Raw genomic sequence first — 21,254 nt, forward strand, 5'->3', positions numbered from 1 at the left:
CGGGAGATCACCTGTGGGGCGAGAGCAGGGCAGCAGCTACAGGTTGCCGTGGTTCGTCCGTGTGCTGCCCGCGGCGATGATCGTCGGCGGTGTGGTCTTCGATCTGCTGACCCCGTCCCGCTTCACCGCGGTGCCGCTGTTCGCGGCCGCCCCGCTGGTCGCGGCGCCGATCGTGTCGTGGACGGTGACGCTGCTGATGGGTATCGCGGCCATGCTGGCCGTCAGCGGCATGCACACGTACAACGGCACCATCGGGCAGATCACCGCGGTCACCGAGACGAGCACCGTCTTCACGGTCGCCGTCCTCGCGCTGCTGATCAACGGGGTGGTGCAACGCGGCAGTGAGCGGCTCGCCTCGGCGAGGGTCATCGCGGAGGCGGCGCAGCGGGCCGTGCTGCCGACCCCCGCGGACCGGATCGCCGGACTGCATATCGCCGCGCGGTACGAGGCGGCGCAGGAGGACGCGTTCATCGGCGGCGATCTCTTCGCCGTGCAGGACACCCCGTTCGGAGTGCGGCTGATCGTGGGCGACGTACGCGGCAAGGGGATGGAGGCGGTGGCGGCCGTCGCCGTGCTGATCGGGACGTTCCGGGAGGCGGCCGAGCAGGAGGACTCGCTCGAGGGTGTGGCGCAGCGTCTGGAGCATGCGCTGAAGCGTGACCAGGCGCTGCGGGAGGAGGAACCGGACACGATGGAGCGCTTCACCACCGCCGTGCTGGGTGAGATCCCGCCGGGCGACGGAGGCGGGGACGGCACGGTGCGCCTGGTGAACCGCGGGCACCCCGAGCCACTGATGCTGCACGCCGACGGCGGTCTGCTGATGCTGGAGCCGCCCGCGGCTGCCCTGCCGCTGGGCATGGGCGACTTGGCGGCCTGGCCGGACCGGGCTCAGGACTACCGGCTGCCCGCCGGATCGACGCTGCTGTTCTACACGGACGGGCTGTCCGAGGCGCGTGACGCGGGCGGTGCGTTCTACAGCCCGGGCGAACGGTTGCGGGGCCGGCTCTTTCCCGGGCCTGAGGCGTTGCTGGACGCGCTCGTCGACGATGTGCGCCGCTACACGGGTGGTGGGACGACGGACGACATGGCACTGCTGGCGGTCGGCCGGCCCGCCGAGGGGCAGCCGGACAGGCGGCGCACGGTGCGGGTCGTGAAGGCGGAGACGGACCCGGAGCGCGGATAGGTCGGGGCCTGCGGGGTGGGTGACGGCGTTCCGCCACGGTGCGTAGTCGCAAGGTGCCACTACGCATAACATTTGACGAACAGTCAGAAGCAATCGCCGTGAAGAGGTTTGATCAAGTCGCCCGATTCCGCACGCTTCTGTCCTGGTAAGTTCTGGCCACAGTCGTTAACGATCAGTCGGAACAGCTTGGAATCCGGCCCCGGCGTCTATTAACGTTCGATAACGCAGCGCGGTCGTCCCAGTCGTCGCAAGAGACGGCACCGTGCGCACGCGCCGAATCCCGCAAGGGAACCGGGGAACCATCAATTGGGGTGAATCGGGCACCTTTTGCCGCTCTGTTCGCGGTCGAAGACGCTCGTAGGAGACCTTCCTGCTCCGAACCCGTCAGCTAACCCGGTAGGCGAGAAGGAAGGAAAGGAGTACGCCTTCGTGGCGTCCAACATGCCTGCCCCCGAGGCCCCGTTCGCACCCGGTCATTTCGGTGACGATCCTGCGGAGCGGACGTGGGAGGAATGGAATCCCACCGAGGAATCCATCCGTCCGGTGCGCGGCCGGCACCGCGTCGCAAAACAGCGTGGCGGACTCGCCCGTAGCTCCACCGTCCTCGGAGTCGGTGTCATCGCCGCGGTCGGCGCCGGTGGCATAGCCACCGCGCAGGACAAGCCGGCGGTCTCCATCTCCCTTCCGGACTCGATCGCGGACAACCTCCCCGACGCCGCGTCCCTTCCCGGCGTGGGCTCGCTCATCTCCGACGACGCGGGCGCCGACTCCGACGCCAACACCGCGCCGCTCACCGCGATGACCACCGTCGCCGACGGCGCCGCGGCCACGGACGGCGAGCAGGCGGGCGCCGGAGAGGCGCTGCGCGCCCGGATCCTCCAGCAGGCCGAGCAGCAGCGGGCCGAGGCGGACGCCGAGGCGAAGGCCGCCGCCGAGAAGCTGGCTGCCGAGCAGGCCGCCGCCGCCGCGGCGAAGCAGCAGAGCGCCGCCGAGGCGAAGGCTGCCGAGAAGAAGCGCAAGGCCGAGGAGGCAGCGCGCGCCAAGGCGGAGGCGGAGCGGCTCGCCAAGCTTGCCGCGAGCTACTCCCTGCCCACGTCCTCGTACACGATCACCTCGACGTACGGCGAGTCCGGTTCCATGTGGTCCTCCGGCCAGCACACCGGCCTGGACTTCGCCGCCCCGACGGGCACCCCGGTCAAGGCCGTGCACGGCGGCACCATCAAGTCCGCCGGCTGGTCCGGTTCGTACGGCTACCGCATCGTCCTCGAACTCGAGGACGGCAGCGAGGTCTGGTACGCCCACCTGTCGTCGATGACGGCCAGCGCAGGCCAGAAGGTCGGCACCGGCGACACCATCGGCCGCGTCGGTGCGACCGGCAACGTCACCGGGCCGCACCTGCACATGGAGGTGCACACCCCCGGCGGCTCGGGTCTCGACCCGATGGCGTGGCTGCGGGACAAGGGCCTCACCGTCTGATCCTCGACGATCGCCCGATCGCTCTCCCGGGACGAGGGCGGTCTGCCAGGAAGGCTGCGCGGTACGGCGATGCCGTACCGCGCACCCTCATGTCGCCGTAGGCCCGGTGCACAGCCCCGACGCCGGGCCGGCGGAATAGCCGTGCGCGGCCTCGTCGTTGACCCACGCATGACCTCCCTTCGCGCTCTCGGCTCGTCCGACCTCGCCGTGTTCCCCCTCGCCCTCGGTGGCAACGTCTTCGGATGGACCGCCGACGAGGCGCAGTCGTTCGCCGTGCTCGACGCGTACGCAGCCGCCGGCGGCAACTTCGTCGACACGGCCGACTCCTACTCCGCATGGGTGCCCGGCAACCAGGGCGGCGAGTCCGAGACGGTCATCGGCAACTGGCTCGCCTCGCGCGGCAACCGCTCCGAGATCGTCGTCGCGACGAAGGTCGGCGCCCACCCGCAGTACAAGGGTTTGTCCGGTCCCACGATCAAGGCCGCGGCCGAGGAGTCGCTGAGGCGGCTCGGCACCGATCACATCGACCTCTACTACACCCACTTCGACGACCCGTCCGTGCCCGTCGAGGAGATCATCACCGCCCTCGACCAGCTCGTGAAGGACGGCAAGGTCCGCGCGATCGCCGCCTCCAATCTGAGTGCCGAGCGCCTCCAGGCGTCGCTCGACTTCTCCGACAGCGAGGGGCTCGCCCGCTACGTGGCCCTGCAGCCGCACTACAACCTGGTCTCCCGCGACACGTACGAGGGGGAGCTGCAGAGCACGGCCGCGCGCGCCGGCCTGGCCGCCGTCCCCTACTACGCGCTCGCGTCCGGCTTCCTCACCGGCAAGTACCGGCCGGGGGCCGCGGTGGACAGCGCGCGTGCGCAGGGTGCGGGCAAGCACCTGGGGACCGAGCGCGGTCTGAAGGTCCTCTCCGTGCTGGACGAGGTCGCCCGCTCGCGCGACGCCGAGCTCGCGACCGTGGCGCTCGCCTGGCTGGCGGCGCAGCCGACCGTCGCCGCGCCGATCGCCTCCGCCCGTACGGTCGAGCAGCTGCCGGCGCTGGTCGCCGTCGCCGAGCTCGAACTGTCCCCGTCGGAACTGGCCGCGTTGACCGCAGCGTCGGAGTGAGCCGAGCGGCCGATCAGGTGCGGTACGGGTTGTAGGCGCCGTAGTCCCGGTGCGGTGGCGGCATGCCCGCCCCGCCCGTCGCCTGTGCCGCGTACGCGAGGGCCGGGCCGGCCACGTCCCGGCGCCGCCACAGGTGGTGCAGCAACTCGCGCTCGCGCTCCGCGAAGTCCGGGCCCGCCGCGCCGCGGTGGGCCCGGTGGCGCAGAAACGCGAGCGACGTCGCGAACGTCTCGTACTCGGACACCGCATGGCCCGCTGCCGGTCCGTACGTGCGCCGGGCGAAGTCACGCGCCATCGTGCGGGCCCGCATCGAGGACAGCGCGCGTGGCTCGACGGCGGACAGCCATCCCGCCGCCGCGTACGCGGGCAGCTCGGTGGATATCGTGCGCAGCTCCCGCTGCCGGGTCCAGATCGTCAGCCAGGTCAGCAGCCCGAAGGCAGGCAACATGAACGCCGCGTACACCGCGTAGAAGCCCCACGGGCCGAACAGCGAGGTCGAACCGTTCCACAGGGCGTGGACGCCCATCGCCAGTGCCAGCCCGAGCAGCGGCAGCACGATGCGCCGGATGCGATGACGGCGTGCGGCCAGGGCGGCGGCCCCGAAGCCGATGCCGGTGAGCACCGTGAACAGCGGATGCGCGAACGGCGACATCACGATGCGGACGAAGAAGGTCGCCGCGGTCACCGAGGCCAGGCCGGAGGAGCCGAACGCCATGTCCTCGCCGAAGGCGTTGCCGAGGTAGAGGATGTTCTCGGTGAAGGCGAAGCCCGTCGCGGTGAAACCCGCGACGACGACGCCGTCGACGATGCCGGTGAAGTCCCGTCTGCGGAAGAGGAAGAGCAGCAGGATCGCCGCGGCCTTCGCGCTCTCCTCGACGACCGGCGCGACGACGGTCGCGCCGAGGGTGTCGGCCGAGGCGGGGTCGGCGGTGGCAGTCGCTATCCAGCGGGTCGCGAACGAGTTCGCGATGATCGCGACCAGTGCCGCGGCACAGGCGCCCCACGAGAACGCGAACAGCAGATTCCGCCACGGACCGGGCTCCACCCGGTCCAGCCAGCGGAACGCGGCGAGCAGCAGCGGCACCGGGAGCGTCGCGAGGCCGAGACCGACCAGGAAGCCCTGGGTGCCGGTCTGTTCCCTCACGAGCGCGAGGATCACCAGACCGCACAGCGCGAGCAGCACGACCAGCACTCCCGCACGGACCGCCCGGCTGCGCCACAGTCGCGCAGCGCGCGGGCGGTACCGCCCGCGGCCCCGCGCCGGCTCGCCGTCGGACAGCTCGGCGACCCGCTCCGGCTCGCGCGCCGGCACCGTGGGGTGCGGCGCTGGGGCCGTCGAATGCTGCCAGGACGAGTCGTGCACCAGTCGACCCTAACGAGGGCCACCGACAACTGGCGATGGTGCACGGCACACTGCCGCGGTCACGCCTCCGGCTGCACCCGGCGAAAGAGCAGGTCGTGGACCTTGTGACCCTTGTCGAGACCCTGTCCTTCGAAACGGGTCAGGGGACGGAAGACGGGGCGCGGGGCGTAGCCGCCGTCCGGCACGGTGTTCTCGAAGCCCGGGTGCGCGGTGAGCACCTCGAGCATCTGCTCCGCGTACGGCTCCCAGTCGGTCGCGCAGTGCAGGACGGCGCCGGGCTTGATGCGCTGGGCGGCGAGGGTGAGGAACTCCGGCTGGATCAGCCGCCGCTTGTGGTGCCGCTTCTTCGGCCACGGGTCGGGGAAGTACACGCGCATCCCGTCGAGCGAGCGGGCCGGCAGCATCTCGCGCAGCAGGATGATCGCGTCGCCGTTGGCCACCCGGACGTTGCTCAAGCCGCTGCGCTCGGCGAGACCGAGGAGATTGCCCTGGCCGGGGGTGTGCACGTCGACGGCGAGGATGCCGGTCTCCGGGTCGTCCGCGGCCATCTGCGCGGTGGCCTCACCCATCCCGAACCCGATTTCCAGGACCACGGGCAGCCCGCCGAACATCTCGTCGAGATCGAGGACGCGGTGGCCGTCGATGTCGAGCCCCCACAGCGGCCACAGCCGCTGCAGCGCGTCGCCCTGCCCGGTGGTGACCCGGCTGCGCCGCGGCTGGAAGCTGCGGATCCGCCGCTCGTGGTGCGAACCGGCCGGATCGGCGGCGGGGCCGCCGGGGAAGCGGGGCTCGCCCTTGGCACGGATGATCGGGCGGTGGGCGTCGGGGGTGGTGTTTCGAAGCTCAGACACAGTGCGTCGATTCTACGAGCCCGTGGCAGGGGCTCATCGGGCCCTCAGGACTGTCCGGCCCGGGGCACACGCGTCCGCACCTCGCGGGTGCCAGCCGGCGCCGGACCGCGCGCCAGGGGTCACGCACCGCTTCGGTGGACCCTGTCCTCCGCCAGTGCCGCGAGGGCGCGGCGCGCCACTTCGCGCCCGATCGGGAGCGAGGCCGTCGCCGCGGGCGAGGGGGCGTTCAGCACATGGACGGTGCGCGGGGCCTCGCGGATCAGGAAATCGTCGGCGAGCGTCCCGTCGCGCAGCACTGCCTGTGCCCGTACGCCCGCGGGGGCGGGACGCAGATCGTCCTCCGTGACCGCCGGGAGCAGTCTGCGCACCGCGTCCGTGAAGGCACGCTTCGACAGTGAGCGATGCAGTTCACCGGCGCCGTAGCGCCAGTGGCGCCGGGCGATCCGCCACGATCCCGGCCAGCGCAGGGTGTCCGCGACCTCCAGGGGACGCACGGCCGACCAGCTGTAGCCCTCGCGGGCCAGCGCCGGGACCGCGTTCGGACCGACGTGGACGCCGCCCTCGATGCCGCGGGTCAGATGCACGCCGAGGAAGGGGAACGCGGGGTCCGGCACGGGGTAGACCAGGCCCCGCACCAGCTCGGGGCGGGCCAGGTCGTAGTACTCCCCGCGGAAGGGGACGATCCGCATCCCGGGGTCGTCGCCCGCGAGCCGCGCGACCCGGTCGCAGTGCAGCCCGGCGCAGTTCACCAGGGCCCGGGCGCGCACCACAGTGCCCGCGGCCGTGCGCACCGCGACGCCCCACGGTCTGCGGTCCACGGCGGTGACCTCCTGGCCGTACCGCACATCGGCATCGGACGCGCGGGCGAGCTGGGCCGCCACCGCGCCGAAATCGCACACGCCGGTCGTGCCGACATGGATCGCGGCGAGACCGCGGACCTCCGGCTCGTACTCGGCGATCTGGGCCGGGCCCAGCTCGCGCACGGGGATGCCGTTCTCCCGGCCGCGCTGGACCAGTGCGTGCAGTCGTGGCAGTTCGTCGCGGCCGGTCGCGACGATCAGCTTCCCGGTGACCTGGTGGTCGATGCCGTACTCCGCGCAGAACTTGACCATCTCGGCCGCACCGCGCACCGCGAACCGGGCCTTCAGCGAGCCGGGGCGGTAGTAGATCCCGCTGTGGATCACGCCGCTGTTCCGCCCGGTCTGGTGCCTGGCCGGGCCCTGCTCCTTCTCCAGGACGATCACCCGGGTCCCGGGCGCCGAGCGCGTGAGGGCATACGCCGCCGACAGGCCGACGATCCCGCCGCCGATCACCAGCACGTCACAGTCGAAGCTGTGCCCGGACGCCGTCACCGCGTCACCTCCCACCCCGATAGTGCACTGGCCCGCTGACAATGCCCTTAAACCAGCCTGCACCCCGGGACGCGTGTCCCCGTCCTGCGGACGGTCCCGACACCGCCCTCACGCCCCTTACGCCGGGGCGGCCAGAAGCGGGCGGGCCCTCTCCCGCAGCTCCATGACCCTCGGCTCGTCGCCGTACGGCTCGAGGCGGTGCAGCAGATCCCGTACGTACTCCGTCGTACGCGCCGAGGAGATCCGGCCCGCGACCTCCACCGCTCGCGTGCCCGCCGCGCATGCCGCATCGAGGTTGCCCGACTCCAGCTCGGCCACTGCCGAGACCACCAGTCGTAAGCCGTGCGAGCGTACGAACTCCTCCGTCGGCCGCGACAGCGCCTGCTCCGTGAAGCGCCGCACCTGACGGGGCGCCTTGAGGTCGCGGTAGCACTCGGCGGCGTCCGCGGCGAAGCGGTCGTAGGAGTAGAAGCCGAGCCACGACGGGTCCGCGTCCCCCTCGCGCGAACGCTCCAGCCAGCCCTCCGCGGCCTTCAGAGCCTGCCCGGCCGCTGCCGCGTCGTTCGCCTTGGCGTGCGCGCGGGCCTCCACCAGCCGGAAGAAGCTCATGGTGCGGGCGGTGGCGAGGCCGCGGTTGCGCTCTAGTGCGGCCTGCGCCAGGTCCACGCCCTCGTCGGCGAAGCCGCGGTACGTGGCCTGCAGCGACATCGACGCCAGGACATAGCCGCCGAGCGGAACGTCGGCGGCGGCGCGGGCGAGACGCAGCGCCTGGATGTAGTAGCGCTGGGCCGCCTCCTGCTGGCCCGTGTCGAAGGCCATCCACCCGGCGAGGCGGGTCAGCTCGGACGTGGCGCCGAACAGGGCGCGGCCCACCTCGTCCGAGTACGAGCCGAGCAGCAGTGGGGCGGCGTCGACCCGCAGGCACTCGGGCACCATCGACGAACGCCAGTCCCCGCCGCCGTACTTGGAGTCCCAGCGGCGTGCGTCCTCCGCGGCCTCGCGCAGCTTGGCCACATCGCTGTGGCCGACCCGCACGGGGCCCTCGGGGGCGTCCGGCACGTCGGGGGGCAGCGCGGATCCGCCGGCGGGTGTCGCCCCGGAAGGGGTGACGATCCGTTCCACCGACGGGTCCGCGGGGGTTATCAGCCAGCGCGACGCCGGTGTGGCGTAGGCGCTGACGGCGAAGGACCCGGCCAGTGACTGCCAGATCCCCCCGCCCGCCCGCCGGCCTGCGAGGTCCAGGCGGTAGAGCTCGGTGGCCGATTTCACCGCCTCGCCCACATCCCGCGGGAAGGCGAGACCGACCTCGGGCGCCGGGTCGGCGTCCGCCAGTCCGATCTCGTGCAGCGGCACCGGGCGGCCCAGTTTGGCCCCGATGGCGGCGGCGATGAGATGGGGCGCGGCGCCCTGCGGCACCATGCCCTTCGACACCCATCGCGCCACCGACGTCTTGTCGTAGCGAAGGGTCAGCCCGCGCTGCGCCCCGAGGTCGTTGACCCGCCGGGCGAGGCCGGCGTTGCTGATTCCCGCGAGGGCGAGAACGGTGCCGAGCTTTTCGTTCGGCCCGCGTTGCTCCCTGGACATGCGCCACCCCTCGACACACAGACAGCTGCCGTGTCGCCTGCGGCGCACGGCATTCGTGCTGTGTCCTCCTGGTTCGCGCACCTCCCGGATCCGACCGGTCCCGGCTGCAAAAGCGTGTGGCCGAGCCGTTCGGAATATGCGCTCCCGCTGAGGACAGCAGTAAACCCAGCGTAGTTCGCCACATCCCTACCGTTAAGAGGCGGTGTTCCGTATGGCGGGATTGTTGTGCGGACGGGCGTACAAGGCGCTGCCGTCGTGCTCCCGCCGTGTGGCCGTGCGCCGACCGTGCGCTCTGGCCGGGGAGGTTCGGGAGCGCTTCCATGAGTACCGCGTGGGTCGGCCCACTGCGTACTGGAACCAGTGGGCTGGGGGACACTGCCGCCTCATTTCCCCGCGGGCGGCGGGCCGGTCCGGGAGGCGAACTACGCCTCCCGGGCTGGATGTTGAGGTCAATCATCCCCGCGCAGAATGGCTGAATGACGCCTGTCCCCGGACGGGGGGCAAGCCCTTGCGCCGGCGACCGGCCGACCGTCGCGCAGTGCCGGCACCGGCGGCAAATCGCCAATGCCGGAGGCGTGTTCACTTTTTGCGCGCGCTACCGGGAACGCCTCCCGGGCGCTTCCTTCATGGCAGCATGTCCCCGAACGGCTTCGGGACTGCGGTGGAGGCGGGGATGCGGTGGCTTGTGGGGTGGAGCAGTATCGCCGCGAACTTCGGTACCGCCGGGGCCGTCGGAGGCCTGCTCGACGCCGACGGTGACGGCGCCACCGTCCACCCCGTCGGAGCCCAACTGCTGTGGGGCGACCCGGATCCGCTGTGGGCGGTGGGCGACTGGCGTCCCGACGAGGTACGGGTCGTCACGGTCGAGCCGCCCACGCGTGCCGTCCCGGGCGGTGGCGCAAACCCGCCCACGATCACCCGGCTCGCCGTCCTCGGCTGCTGCGCGGCCAGCGACGAGCAGCTGCGCGTCGGACTCTACGCAGCGCGCGGTGGCGCACTGAGGCATCTGACCGCATGGGCCGGCAGCTACACCGCCGTCGTCCAGGTCGGCCGCCGCATCACCGTCGTGGGTGATCTCGCCGGCGCCCGGCCGGTCTTCCACACCCCCTGGGCCGGCGGCACTGCGTACGCCACGGCGGCTCTCCCGCTCGCCGACCTCATCGAGGCCCAGCTCGACATCGGCCATCTGGCCGCGCTGCTCGCCTGCCCCGAGGCGCCGGAGGCGCTGCGCGACTCGACCCCGTACGTGGGGGTCAAGCGCATCCCGCCCGGCCACGCGCTGATCCTGCGCGAAGGATCACGGGAGATCACGGGATACGAGCAGGTGGCCTCACTGGCCGTCGCCGGGCCGCAGATCGATCCCGCGCAGGCCGTCGACGGCGTACGCGACGCTCTGATCGACGCCGTACGGGCCAGACTCACCGCGCCCCGGCACGCGCCGGAGACCCTGCCGCCCGATCCGGGGCCCGTGCCGGGCATGGGGCCCGCCGAACGTCGTGCCGCGAGGGGCGCGCCCGCCCCCGGCATCGGTGCCGACCTGTCCGGAGGCAGCGCCTCCAGCACGCTGGCGCTGCTCGCCGCCGGGCTGCCCGGTGTGCCGGGCACCGTCCTCGGCCACGGAACGGGCGCGGGCGAACGGCTGCTCGCCGTCACCTTCAACGACCTTGCCACCACGGGCCGCGAGAGCCGCGAGCCGGAGCTGGAACGCGCCCGTGCCATCGCCGCCAATCCCCGGCTGCACCATGTCGTCGTCGCGGCGGGCGAAGAGGCGCTGCCGTACGCCGGGCTCGACAACGGCCCGCTCACCGACGAGCCGGCGCCGTCCCTGGTCACTGCCGAACGGCACCGCAACCGCCTGGCGGCGGGCAGCGCCGACCACTTCACCGGGACGGGTGCCCGGCAGGTGCTGGACGCTCATCCGGCGCGGCTCGCCGACCTGTTGATGGACCGCCGCCGACGCCCGCTGCTGCGGCCGGTGACCGCCCTGGCACGGGCCGACGGTGCCTCGCCGCAGTCGCTGTTCGTCCCGCTGACGGTCTACCGGGCGGCGCGCCGTCTCGCCCGTACGCCCTACCGCACCGGCCTGGAGACCGCGGCCGACCTGCTGCTCGGCGCGAACCGCACCGGAACGGCCGGGCTCAACGGCGCCGTCGGCGCCTCGCTCGCGGCTCTCACCTGGTCCAGGCCCGGACCGGCGGCGCGTTGGCTGACCGGTGAGGCGCTCGCTGAAGTATCGGTTCGTCTGATGGAGGCGGCGACTCGTCCGACAGCGGTGCAGCGGCCCGGGGAGGCCCGCGCGAGGGCGGCGCTGGCCCGCCACGCGGCGGACCACCGGATCCTGGAACAGGCCGCCGAGATCCGCAGCCAGCGGCTGCATGCCCCCTTCCTCGACAACCAGGTCGTCCGCGCCGGCCGCGCCCTGCCCGAATCGCTGCGGGTCCAGCCGGGGGCGCGGGCCGCGATCCTCCGCACGGTGCTCGCGGGCGCGGGCATCCACGACCTGCCGCCCGGCTGGGGCACCACCACGCACGCCTCGCACACCGCGAACGCGGCGGCGCGGACCGGTCTGCGCACCACGCTTCCGCAGCTGATGGCCCTGTTCGACGCCCCACTGCTGGCTGACGCGGGTCTGGTGGAGGCGCGCGTCGTCCGGAAGGCGCTGCGTGCGGCCTCGGAGGGCGAACCGGTTCCGCTGGACGGCCTCGCCGACCTGGTCTCCACGGAACTGTGGCTGCGACGGCTCCTCTCGCGCCGCGGCACCTGCTGGACGGGCACGGCGGCTCCCCGCCGCCGTGCGGTCGCGGGCGGTGTCCCGAAACGGCCCACGCTGCAGGCCTAGGGTCTTTGGTTCGGATCGGGTCGGTTCGGGTCGGGTCGGATCAGGTCGGATCAGTGCGTGGTGCTGGGCACGCGAGCCCGGCAAGATCCGAAAACGAGAGGCCCCCGGTGTGGTCCGCCGGACAGGCCCTGACCCCGGCCGACTCTCCGGGGACGGGCCCGCGTCTGGCGGGGCAAGCCGCCGGCCCGTGCGTCAGCGGCAGGTGATCTGCGACCGCGCCCAGTCCGCGAGTGCCACTGAGCCCGCCGGGTCCTCCGGCTCCACGACCAGGCGGAGGGTCTCCTTCCCGGTGATCGGGACATGGACCGGTACGGCCGCCTCCCCGCGACGGACCGCGGGCGAACTCCACAGCCGCACCCCGTCCCCGTACACCGAGAACCGCACCGGCCGTCTGCCGAGTGTCAGGTCGTCGACGCCGACGCGCGCGTCGTAGGCGGTGCACTCGCGGTTGAGGTCGATGGTGACCGACGATCTGCCGTTGACGGTCACCCCGTGTCCGTACTGCGTGCCGCCGATCGACAGGCCCCAGCGCTGCCACATCCAGCTGCTCCCGCCCAGCCGGATCTCGGGTCCGGTGTGGTCGCCGAACGCGCCGTACTCCAGGCGGTTGACCTGGTACACCTCCGCCGGGGGCGGAGGTGTCGGCTTCGGGGGCGGGGTTGGGGTGGGCGTGGGCGTGGGCTTCGGGGTGGGGGGCGGCGCGGGCTTCGGACGCGCGGGCGTGGGAGTGGGCTGCGGTGTCGGCGCGGCGCTGGGCGTCGGCTTCGGACTCGGCTGCGCCGCAGGCGGAGGAACGGACGCGGGCGGGGCGGGCGGTTCGGGCTCGGACGCAGGCGGCGGGGCGGGCTGCTCCGGCACGACGGGCGTGGCGGCCGGGGGCCTGGCCTTGGGCTTGGGCGCGGGCTGCGGGTCGCCGGACAGTGCCCAGACCAACCCTGCCGTCGCGGCGGCGGCAGCGGCTGCCGCGATGCCGACCTTCGCCGGTGCACCGAGGCCTTCCGCCGCGGCCCCGCCGGCCGCGCTGCCCGACGCACTGCCGGACGCGCCCCCGGTGGCCGCCGCCGCGGCGCCTGCGCCGACGGCGCCCACGGCGCCACCGGCGACGAGGCCGGCGGCCTTGAGCGAGTAACCGGCGGCGAACCAGCCGATGACCGCGATCGGCAGCAGCGCCGGAATGCCGGCGTTCACGTGCGCCAACTCACCTGCGGCCAAGCGGCACTTGGCGCACTCCTCCAGATGCTTGCGCAGCCCTCGCTCGGCCCGCATCCGCAGTCCGCCGCGTGCATAGGCCCCGAGCCGGTCCGCGTAACGCGCGCAGTCGCCGCCCGCGGTGAGCGATGTGCTCACATGGGCCTGCAGATACGCCTGCTTGAGGCCCTCCCTGGCCCGGCTGGCGAGCACCGCCGTGGCGTTGGCGGTCAGCCCGAACAGCGGGGCGACCTCGCTCGGCGACTCCTCCTCGACAGTGGTGTGCCACAGCACCGCCTGCCAGCGCTCCGGCAGGGACCGGAAGGCCTGCATGGCGAGCGACTGCTCGGCCTCGTGCATCGCGCGCACGTCCGCGCCGAGATCGAGGGTGTCGTCGTTCGCCGCGTCCGTGCTGCGGGCGGCCGCTGCGGCGAACACCGCGAAGTCTTCGACCAGTTGCTCCCGCTTCATCGTCTTCATCCAGTTTGCCGCGACACGGCGGACGGTGGTGAGCAGGTATGCGCGCACCGCCTGCTCGGGCCCCGAGCCGCCGCGCACCGCCTGCAGCGTCCGCGCGAACACCTCAGCGGTGAGGTCGTCCGCGGTGTCGGCGTCCCGGCAGCACGTACGCGCGTACCTGCGGACGGGCGCCGAGTGCCGGCGGAACAGCTCCTCGTAGGCACGGTCGTCGCCCTCGCGCATGCGCCGGATCAACTCGGCGTCCGACGGGGGCAGGTCACGGGGCGGTGGCAGTACCGAGCCGAGGCTGCCGCCCTCGCGCTGCTGCGGGACCGTGTAATCGTCGGCTTCCGGCTCGGCCGCATCCCCGACCCTGCCGTCGGCGCCACTCGCACCGGTCGAGGTGGAGCGACCGACTCCGCCGGAGCCACGCGCCCTGGCCGCACCGGACGCGCCGCCCGGTCCGCCCTGACTCGGCACCTGCTGTGATGGATTGGCCGCTTCCGGGCTGCCCCCACCGCCGAGTGACTCGTCCCGACCGTCACCGCTCATCGCGGAAGCCCCCGTAAGCACTTCAGACCCGAATTACCGGGCAAGCGTGCCACAGCGAGGCTGTACGCCGAACCCCTGCGCACGCCAACCACTCGTCCGGGGAGACTTCCGCGAAGTCGGACGCGTCAGCTCACCCGAACCGGGGAGGATCAACCGTCCTTGTCGACAAGGACGGTTGCCCCTTCCACCTCGCGCGGGGCCGCTGCCCGGCGCCCGGGCAGGCAGGCCGCTGCCGGCGTCCGGACCACAGGCCCGTGAAGCGTTTCCTCGTCCCGCTCACGCCGACCGCGGACGCAGTCCCTCCAGCAGGATGTCCAGCAGCCTGGCCGAAGCGGCCTCCTGCTGCGCGGCATCGGGCAGCGACGGCGCGGCCGTGGCTATCACCAGCAGCACGTCGGCCACCGTCACATCGTCACGCAGCTCATCCGCGGCCCGTGCCCGGTCGACGAGCCGCCCCACGACCTCCAGCAGCTCCGATGCACCCGCGTCGTCCTGCTCCTCCGCGGGCACCGGCCGGGGGCCGACCACCCGAAGCCCGGGCTGTGCGCCCGCCCGCTGCTGCGGCAGCCGCAGTTCGCCGCGGGCGTCGCCCGCCGCGTCGTCGACAGGAGACTCGTCGCCGTCCACACCCACACGCAGGACCTGCGGGGGCAGCAGCCGGCCGGCACCCGAAGCCACCGATGTGCGCAGGAAGCGGGAGAGAGCCGACCACGGCTCCTCCTCCTGGCCCAGGGCCGTACGCGCCTGCTCGGTCAGCCGGGCGGTCTCCTCCGCGGCTATCCGACGCACCAGCACGTCCTTGCTGGGGAAGCGGCGGTACACCGTCCCCACGCCGACGCGGGCCCGGCGCGCGACGTCCTCCATCGGCGCGCCGTAACCCAGCTCGCCGAACACCTCGCGCGCAGCGCGCAGTACATGCTCCAGATTGCGCTGGGCATCCACGCGCAGCGGTCCGGAGCGGCTGGCCCCGCTCGATCCCACCTGTCCGTTCCCCATGCCGTCGGCAGCCGAAGCCGGCGCGACAGCGGTCTGCCAATGCGAATCCTGAACGTGCATAAGCGTTCCCCCGGTCAATGTCGTCTCCCCCCGGAGACATCCCCGCCCTTGGTCTTGGCCGGGCATGCAGTGACCTGGCACCCCGACCGACTATGAACATAGTTGAGCCGGAGTCAATTCAGAAGGGGGTACTTCGCACAGAGCGCCCCCCGATCGGAGCAAGGATCGGAAGGATCCCTATTCAACCCCCGCCGTGCATCCCCGGCCCCACGCCTGACCTGCGTACCTTCCGTTTTGCCCGGAGGTGCGTCCCGACCGGCCCGCCGATACCTTCCGGTCACACAATCCGCCGGGCCTGTGGACAAACGACCGAGGCCGTTGCGTCATGGGATGGTGAAGGCTGCAAACTCCCGGGGCACGACCTCCGGCACCTCGCCGCGCACGCGCATTCTCGTCGTCGGCGGTGGCTACGTCGGGATGTACACCGCGCTGCGCCTCCAGCGGAAGCTCAAACCCGAGCTGGACCGCGGCGACGTGGAGATCGTGGTGGTCGCCCCCGATCCATATATGACGTATCAGCCGTTCCTTCCGGAGGCCGCGGCCGGCTCCATCTCCCCGCGGCATGTGGTGGTGCCCCTCCGCCGCGTCCTCGGCAGATGCAGGATCGTCATCGGTGAGGCGAAGGCGGTCGATCACGCCAAGCGCACGGCGACCGTGACGACCCTCGCCACCGAGGAGGAGCGCACCGGCGCCGTCGAGATCACCTACGACGAGATCGTCCTCGCCCCGGGCTCGATCTCCCGCACCCTTCCCGTACCCGGTCTCGCCGACTTCGGCATCGGTTTCAAGACCGTCGAAGAGGCCATCGGCCTGCGCAACCACGTCATCGAGCAGATGGACATCGCCTCCTCGACCCGAGACCCGGCGATCCGCGACGCGGCACTCACGTTCGTCTTCGTCGGCGGCGGCTACGCGGGGGTCGAGGCCCTCGCCGAACTCGAGGACATGGCCCGCTACACCTCGCGGTACTACCACAACATCCAGCCCGAGGACCTGAAGTGGATCCTCGTCGAGGCCGCCGGGCGCATCCTGCCCGAGGTGGGCGAGGAATTGGGCCGCTACGCCGTGCGCGAGCTGCGTTCCCGCAACATCGACGTACGGCTCGACACCCGGCTCGACTCGTGCGAGGACCGCGTGGCCGTGCTCAGCGACGGCTCGCGCTTCCCGACCCGGACCGTCGTGTGGACCGCCGGCGTCAAGCCCGCACCGGTGCTTGCCGCCAGCGACCTGCCGCTCAACGACCGCGGCCGCCTGGTCTGCACGGCGCAGCTCACCGTCGACGGAGTCGCCCACGCCTGGGCGGCCGGCGACGCCGCGGCAGTCCCCGACGTCACCTCCGACAAACCCGGCGTCGAGTGCGCGCCCAACGCCCAGCACGCCGTGCGCCAGACGAAGGTCCTCGCCGAGAACATCGTCGCGGCACTGCGCGGTCAGCCGCTCCACGAGTACGCGCACTCGTACGCGGGCTCCGTCGCCTCCCTCGGGCTGCACAAGGGCGTCGCCCACGTCTACGGCCGCAAGCTCAAGGGCTACCCGGCCTGGCTGATGCACCGCGCCTACCACCTGAGCCGTGTCCCCACGTTCAACCGGAAGGCCCGAGTCCTCGCCGAATGGACCCTGTCCGGCCTGTTCAAGCGTGAGATCGTCTCCCTCGGCTCGCTGGAACACCCCCGGGCCGAGTTCGAACTCGCGGCAGGCGTCCGCCGGCACGGCAACGGCTTGTCCGGCGGCTCTGCGAGGCAGGCCGAGGGCGGTGCCGGGCACGGGCGGAGCGGCGCGCCGCCCGACGCGCCCGGAGCCGCAGGCGGAGAGCCGAAGAGCCCGGGAACCGCTGCCCGGGAGGAGTCCACCGACGGCAGCCCGCCCCGCAGCCCCCGGGACGAGACCCCGAAGGACACCTCGGACGGCGCCTCGGACACCTGACGCCGCCGACAGGAGCTCGGCAAAGACGACTGTCAGTCCGGTCGGCCACACTGGACGTGTGACCATAGGTGGGCTCGCACCTGCACAGAGTGACCTGCTCAGAGTGACCCTCGGCAACAACCCATTGAGGCTAGAAAGTCAGTGAACTTCACGCGTTGGAGCGCAAGGCTCCCCGGTACGCAGCGTCGCGCCGCAGCGCGGGGGACGGACCAAGGGCTCTCGCCGGTGCAGCGGGGCGAGGGCTCGGTGCCCGCGGCTCGCGGCGAGTCCGGACAGCAGCCGGAGACCCCGGCCGGCGTCCCGGCGCTGGAGGACTTCTCCGTACCGGAGATCCTCGGCCGCCTCCCCGCCCTGGTCGCTCTCGTGTACGGCCCCGAGCACCGCATCGCCTACGTCAACGACGCCTACGCCGCCGCCTTCGGTCACCGGCTGCCGGGCACCGCAGCAGCCGAGAGCTGCCCCGAGCTCGACGAGCTCGGCCTGTTCCCGCTCATGGACCAGGTGTTGCGCAGCGGAAAACCCCGGACGGTGAAGTCCCGAAGAATCCAGGCCGCCGACGCCTCCACGGCAACCCGGGGCGAGGGCTCGTACACGGTCACCTGTCTGCCCGCCGAGCGGGCCGGCGAAGGATCGGGAGACGGCAAGGAGACCGCGGGTGTCCTGGTCTTCGCGGCCGATGTCACCGACCACGCCGAGGCCGCGGAGCGGCTGCGCGCGAGCGAGCGGCGTCACCGCGAGACCGCGGTGACGCTCCAGCGCTCACTGCTGCCGCAGGAGTTGGAGCAGCCCGACGATCTGAGGTTCGCCGCCACCTATCAGCCGGGCGGCACGGACGCCGCGGTCGGCGGCGACTGGTACGACGTGATCACCCTCGGCGCCGGCCGCACCGCGCTGGTCATCGGTGACGTGATGGGCCGGGGCGTGCGGGCCGCCGCCGTGATGGGCCAGCTGCGCACCGCCGTGCGGGCCTACGCGCGTCTCGACCTGCCGCCGCACGAGGTGCTCCAGCTGCTCGACGGACTCGCGACCGAGATCGACCCCACCCAGATCGCCACCTGCGCCTACGCCGTGCACGACCCGAACGAGGGCCGCCTGGTGTACGCATCGGCGGGCCATCTCCCGATCATGGTGCGGGACCAGGACGGCACCGTCCGCCGTGCCGACGAACCCACCGGACCTCCCCTCGGCACGGGCGGCTGGCTGCACACCTCTGGCACGATCGATCTCCCGCCCGGCTCGACCGCTGTCCTCTATACGGACGGTCTGGTGGAGCGCAGACGCGAGGACATCGACGAGGGCATGGCGGCCCTGGAGCGGGCGCTGTCCGGGGCGAGCGGCACTCCGCAGGTCGTCTGCGACCGGCTGCTGCGCTCCCTGGGCGTGACCGCGGAGCACGACGACGACGTGGCCGTCCTCGTACTGCAGCACCCCACGCGCAAGGGCGTGGACGCCGAGCTGTTCCACAACGCCGCACTGGATCTGCTCGGCGGTATCGAGGCGGCGCCGCGCGCGCGGGCCTTCGCCTCCGGAGTTCTCGCCTCCTGGCGGTTCTCGCCCGAGCTGCACGATCTGGGCGTGCTGGCCGTGAGTGAACTGGTCGCCAATTCCCTGCAGCACGGCACCCCACCCATGCGCCTTCGGCTCCGCCGCACCGACCGCCGCCTGATCATCGAGGTGACGGACGGGGACGAGCATCTGCCGCGCCGACGGCGTGCAGAGACGGAGGACGAGGCGGGTCGCGGGATCTCGATCATCGCGACGATCGCCTCGTCCTGGGGGAGCCGCCGCACACCGGGCGGCGGCAAGGCGGTCTGGTGCGAGTTCGCCCTGCCGTGAGGTGGGCACGGCGTCAGTGGGCGGGAACGACCGCTTCCTCGGGCTTGTGGACGACGACGACACGCGTCTTCGCCGCGAGCGCAGGGCGGTCCTGCACGGGGCTGAGCCGCTTGCCCAGCCTCAGCGCAAGCACCGTGATGCCGAGCGAGAACAGCACGAACGTCACGATGTACGGCCCGTGCAGCGACGCCCCCATCGGCCCGCCGACAGCCGGACCGACCGCCAGCGCGAGCTGCTTGACCAGTGCGAACGCCGAGTTGTACTGACCGACCATCGACTCCGGTGCCAGATCGGCGACGAGCGGTGCGACAGTCGGCGACAGCATCGCCTCGCCGAGGCCGAAGAGCGCGTACGTCGAGATGAACGCCGCCGTGGCCATCGCCTGGCTGCCGTGGCCGAGACCGGCGTACCCCGCCGCGATCCAGGCGACGGCCCAGATCAGCCCGACCGACGCGATCACCTTGCTGCGGCTGCGCCGCTCGACGAACTTCAGGACGAGGAACTGCGCCGCCACGATCACGGCGGTGTTCGCGGCGAGCGCCGTGCCCAGCGTGGACGGCTCGATACCGGCGGCCTCGGTGCCGTACGCCGCAAGACCCGACTCGAACTGGCCGTAGCAGGCGAAGAAGAGGACGAAGCCCAGCACCAGAAGCTGAACCATGGCGCGGTGGCCGAGCACGGCACGCATGCCGCCCTTGGCCTTGGCCTCGGAGTTCTCGGGCCGCGCGCTGCTCAGGGACGGCGACTCGGGCATCCGGACGGTGAGTGCGATCCCGCCGAGGACCAGGAACATCGCGGCCTCGATGGCGAACAGCAGGGTGAAGCTCGCCGGCCGGCTCTCGTCGACGATGTGACCACCGATGAGGCCGCCGATGCCGAGACCCAGGTTCTGCAGGAAGAACTGCATGGCGAAGGCACGGGTACGCGTCGCGCTCTCGGAGCACCAGACGATCATGGTCGCCAGGGCGGGCTGCATGACCGCCGTACCGGCACCGAGCAGTGCGGCTGACGAAACGGCGGCCGGGACAGTGCCCGACAGCCCCATGCCGAGCGCACCGACGGCCGCGAGCACGGAGCCGCCGACCAGCACGGACAGCGGCCCGCGCCGGTCGATCACCCGTCCGGCGAACGGCAGGACGGCGAGCGCGGCCATCGCGAACACCGCGAGCACAACGCCCGCCGTACCGGCGCCCAGGTCCCGCACCTGCGCCACATAGACGTAGAGGTACGGAACGGTGAAGCCGAGCCCGAACGCGCTCAGCGCGCTCCCCACCTGGATCCGGCGCATCGCTGCACCCTTCGCCTTGGTCACACTCACCCACTTCGAGGTCTTGGAGGAATGGGTCCTGAGGGACCCGAAGGACTGAAGCCCGAAGACTTCAACACTAAAGTTAGAACGTCAACAATACACATCGAAGGACTTCAACGCCAACGAGCCCGTGCCATACTTCGCCGCATGCCTACCGAGACCCCCGACGCCGACGCCTCCGGCCTGCAGGAGCCGAGCCTCGACGAGCAGATCGCGGCCTACCAGCGCGAATACGGCGACCTCGACCCCCAGGTCGAGAAGGTGGTCTCGGCCCTGGGGCGGCTCAACCGCCGGATGAACGTCGCCTACGGCCGTCAGCTCGCCGACCTCGGAATCAGCAACGCCGAGTGGGAGGTCCTGAAGACCCTGGTGCTCGCGGGCTCCCCCTACCGGCTCGGACCCGGCGAGCTCGCCAAGCGCCTGGGTCTGACCCCGGCCGCCATGACCCACCGCGTCGACCGCATGGCGAGCGAGGGCCTGGTCACCCGCGACCGGGATGAGAACAACCGGGTGCGCGTGATCGTCGAGCTGACGGACGAGGGCCGCACGAAGTGGCTCGAGGCGATGCGCATGGCGACCACCTTCGAGGAGGACCTGCTCCAGGACCTCGAGGGCGACGAGCGGTCACTGCTCGGCGAGCTGCTGATCCGCGTACTGCGCCGCGTGGAACGCGACCAGCCGGACGCCGGCGGCCGGCTCACCGACCTGGACTAGACGCGGCCGCTCGGGTGCCGGAGCGACTGTCTGAACGGCAGATGGCCGGAGGTTGACACGGCCGCTGCCGATCCGTAAGGTTCTTCGAGTTGTCACGGAGCCGGAACGGTTCCTCGACAGCCATCCCCGCCGCGAATGCGGCAACCAAACTCAGCACGATCTCCCGACCGGGATGAATTTCGGCATGCCGAAATTCATTTCAAAGGCTCGATTATGAGTCGCCCGGGAAATCCGCTAGAGTTTGAACGTCGGAACGGCCCAACGGCCGCGAGGACAACCCACTCTGACTGGGAATCAGGCCCGAAAGGATCTGATAGAGTCGGAAACGCCGGAAGGCCGAAAGGCCGGAAAGCACCGAGGAAATCGGACACGAAAGAGTCTGATAGAGTCGGAAACGCAAGACCGAAGGGAAGCGCCCGGAGGAAAGCCCGAGAGGGTGAGTACAAAGGAAGCGTC

14 protein-coding genes and 1 riboswitch are annotated in these 21,254 nt (G+C 72.0%); of the genes, 7 read left to right on the forward strand and 7 right to left on the reverse strand.

What is annotated here, in order from left to right; genetic code table 11:
- The first annotated feature begins 13 nt into the window (after window positions 1-13).
- From AC067Z_RS23970 to AC067Z_RS23980, 3 genes are all read left to right on the forward strand, one after another.
- On the forward strand, window positions 14-1,183 hold the full coding sequence (locus AC067Z_RS23970; RefSeq protein ID WP_478791616.1) for a PP2C family protein-serine/threonine phosphatase: 1,170 nt from the start codon (window positions 14-16) through the stop codon (window positions 1,181-1,183).
- 261 nt (window positions 1,184-1,444) lie between these two features.
- Window positions 1,445-1,601, forward strand: a riboswitch (cyclic di-AMP (ydaO/yuaA leader).
- 11 nt (window positions 1,602-1,612) lie between these two features.
- Window positions 1,613-2,659: a M23 family metallopeptidase gene (locus tag AC067Z_RS23975; protein WP_478791617.1), complete on the forward strand. Its 1,047-nt coding sequence runs from the start codon at window positions 1,613-1,615 to the stop codon at window positions 2,657-2,659.
- Window positions 2,660-2,827: 168 nt separating this feature from the next.
- The gene (locus AC067Z_RS23980; RefSeq protein WP_478791618.1) at window positions 2,828-3,772 is read left to right on the forward strand and encodes an aldo/keto reductase; all 945 of its coding nucleotides are present in this window, start codon (window positions 2,828-2,830) and stop codon (window positions 3,770-3,772) included.
- Between the two features lie 13 nt (window positions 3,773-3,785).
- Here the strand turns inward: AC067Z_RS23980 and AC067Z_RS23985 are convergent, their stop codons facing one another.
- From AC067Z_RS23985 to AC067Z_RS24000, 4 genes are all read right to left on the reverse strand, one after another.
- The gene (locus tag AC067Z_RS23985; RefSeq protein WP_478791619.1) at window positions 3,786-5,135 is read right to left on the reverse strand and encodes a PrsW family intramembrane metalloprotease; all 1,350 of its coding nucleotides are present in this window, start codon (window positions 5,133-5,135) and stop codon (window positions 3,786-3,788) included.
- A gap of 59 nt (window positions 5,136-5,194) precedes the next feature.
- Window positions 5,195-5,986, reverse strand: coding sequence for a tRNA (guanosine(46)-N7)-methyltransferase TrmB (trmB, locus tag AC067Z_RS23990; protein ID WP_478791620.1), 792 nt, complete (start codon window positions 5,984-5,986; stop codon window positions 5,195-5,197).
- A gap of 119 nt (window positions 5,987-6,105) precedes the next feature.
- Entirely contained in the window at window positions 6,106-7,338 is a 1,233-nt protein-coding gene (gene lhgO, locus AC067Z_RS23995) for an L-2-hydroxyglutarate oxidase (RefSeq protein ID WP_478791621.1), read from the reverse strand.
- Between the two features lie 117 nt (window positions 7,339-7,455).
- Complete coding sequence (locus tag AC067Z_RS24000) at window positions 7,456-8,922, reverse strand: MFS transporter (RefSeq protein ID WP_478791622.1); 1,467 nt, start codon at window positions 8,920-8,922, stop codon at window positions 7,456-7,458.
- A 673-nt stretch (window positions 8,923-9,595) separates the two neighbouring features.
- On the opposite strand from AC067Z_RS24000, the gene AC067Z_RS24005 reads away from it, so the two are divergent.
- The gene (locus AC067Z_RS24005; protein ID WP_478791623.1) at window positions 9,596-11,761 is read left to right on the forward strand and encodes an asparagine synthase-related protein; all 2,166 of its coding nucleotides are present in this window, start codon (window positions 9,596-9,598) and stop codon (window positions 11,759-11,761) included.
- Between the two features lie 192 nt (window positions 11,762-11,953).
- Here AC067Z_RS24005 and AC067Z_RS24010 read toward each other — a convergent pair whose 3' ends face one another.
- Both AC067Z_RS24010 and AC067Z_RS24015 read right to left on the reverse strand, forming a co-directional pair.
- Window positions 11,954-13,960, reverse strand: a complete 2,007-nt coding sequence (locus AC067Z_RS24010) for a sigma-70 family RNA polymerase sigma factor (protein ID WP_478791624.1) — start codon at window positions 13,958-13,960, stop codon at window positions 11,954-11,956.
- 276 nt (window positions 13,961-14,236) lie between these two features.
- The gene (locus tag AC067Z_RS24015; protein ID WP_478791625.1) at window positions 14,237-15,016 is read right to left on the reverse strand and encodes a TetR/AcrR family transcriptional regulator; all 780 of its coding nucleotides are present in this window, start codon (window positions 15,014-15,016) and stop codon (window positions 14,237-14,239) included.
- 330 nt (window positions 15,017-15,346) lie between these two features.
- Between AC067Z_RS24015 and AC067Z_RS24020 the strand changes: the two genes are divergently transcribed.
- Together AC067Z_RS24020 and AC067Z_RS24025 are read left to right on the forward strand one after the other, a co-directional pair.
- Window positions 15,347-16,939, forward strand: coding sequence for an NAD(P)/FAD-dependent oxidoreductase (locus tag AC067Z_RS24020; RefSeq protein WP_478791626.1), 1,593 nt, complete (start codon window positions 15,347-15,349; stop codon window positions 16,937-16,939).
- 141 nt (window positions 16,940-17,080) lie between these two features.
- Window positions 17,081-18,775: an ATP-binding SpoIIE family protein phosphatase gene (locus AC067Z_RS24025; RefSeq protein WP_478791627.1), complete on the forward strand. Its 1,695-nt coding sequence runs from the start codon at window positions 17,081-17,083 to the stop codon at window positions 18,773-18,775.
- 13 nt (window positions 18,776-18,788) lie between these two features.
- Here the strand turns inward: AC067Z_RS24025 and AC067Z_RS24030 are convergent, their stop codons facing one another.
- On the reverse strand, window positions 18,789-20,063 hold the full coding sequence (locus AC067Z_RS24030; RefSeq protein ID WP_478791640.1) for an MFS transporter: 1,275 nt from the start codon (window positions 20,061-20,063) through the stop codon (window positions 18,789-18,791).
- Window positions 20,064-20,231: 168 nt separating this feature from the next.
- Between AC067Z_RS24030 and AC067Z_RS24035 the strand changes: the two genes are divergently transcribed.
- On the forward strand, window positions 20,232-20,798 hold the full coding sequence (locus tag AC067Z_RS24035; RefSeq protein ID WP_478791628.1) for a MarR family winged helix-turn-helix transcriptional regulator: 567 nt from the start codon (window positions 20,232-20,234) through the stop codon (window positions 20,796-20,798).
- The last annotated feature ends 456 nt before the right edge of the window (window positions 20,799-21,254 follow it).

Source organism: Streptomyces sp. NPDC043812 (assembly GCF_056436245.1).

What these genes read in the sequence shown, in the direction of transcription:
- AC067Z_RS23980 (WP_478791618.1), top strand. Translation starts at nt 2,828, where the DNA reads ATGACCTCCCTTCGCGCTCTCGGCTCGTCCGACCTCGCCGTGTTCCCC.
- AC067Z_RS24000 (WP_478791622.1), bottom strand. Translation starts at nt 8,922, where the DNA reads ATGTCCAGGGAGCAACGCGGGCCGAACGAAAAGCTCGGCACCGTTCTC.
- AC067Z_RS24005 (WP_478791623.1), top strand. Translation starts at nt 9,596, where the DNA reads ATGCGGTGGCTTGTGGGGTGGAGCAGTATCGCCGCGAACTTCGGTACC.
- AC067Z_RS24010 (WP_478791624.1), bottom strand. Translation starts at nt 13,960, where the DNA reads ATGAGCGGTGACGGTCGGGACGAGTCACTCGGCGGTGGGGGCAGCCCG.
- AC067Z_RS24015 (WP_478791625.1), bottom strand. Translation starts at nt 15,016, where the DNA reads ATGCACGTTCAGGATTCGCATTGGCAGACCGCTGTCGCGCCGGCTTCG.
- AC067Z_RS24020 (WP_478791626.1), top strand. Translation starts at nt 15,347, where the DNA reads ATGGTGAAGGCTGCAAACTCCCGGGGCACGACCTCCGGCACCTCGCCG.
- AC067Z_RS24030 (WP_478791640.1), bottom strand. Translation starts at nt 20,063, where the DNA reads ATGCGCCGGATCCAGGTGGGGAGCGCGCTGAGCGCGTTCGGGCTCGGC.
- AC067Z_RS24035 (WP_478791628.1), top strand. Translation starts at nt 20,232, where the DNA reads ATGCCTACCGAGACCCCCGACGCCGACGCCTCCGGCCTGCAGGAGCCG.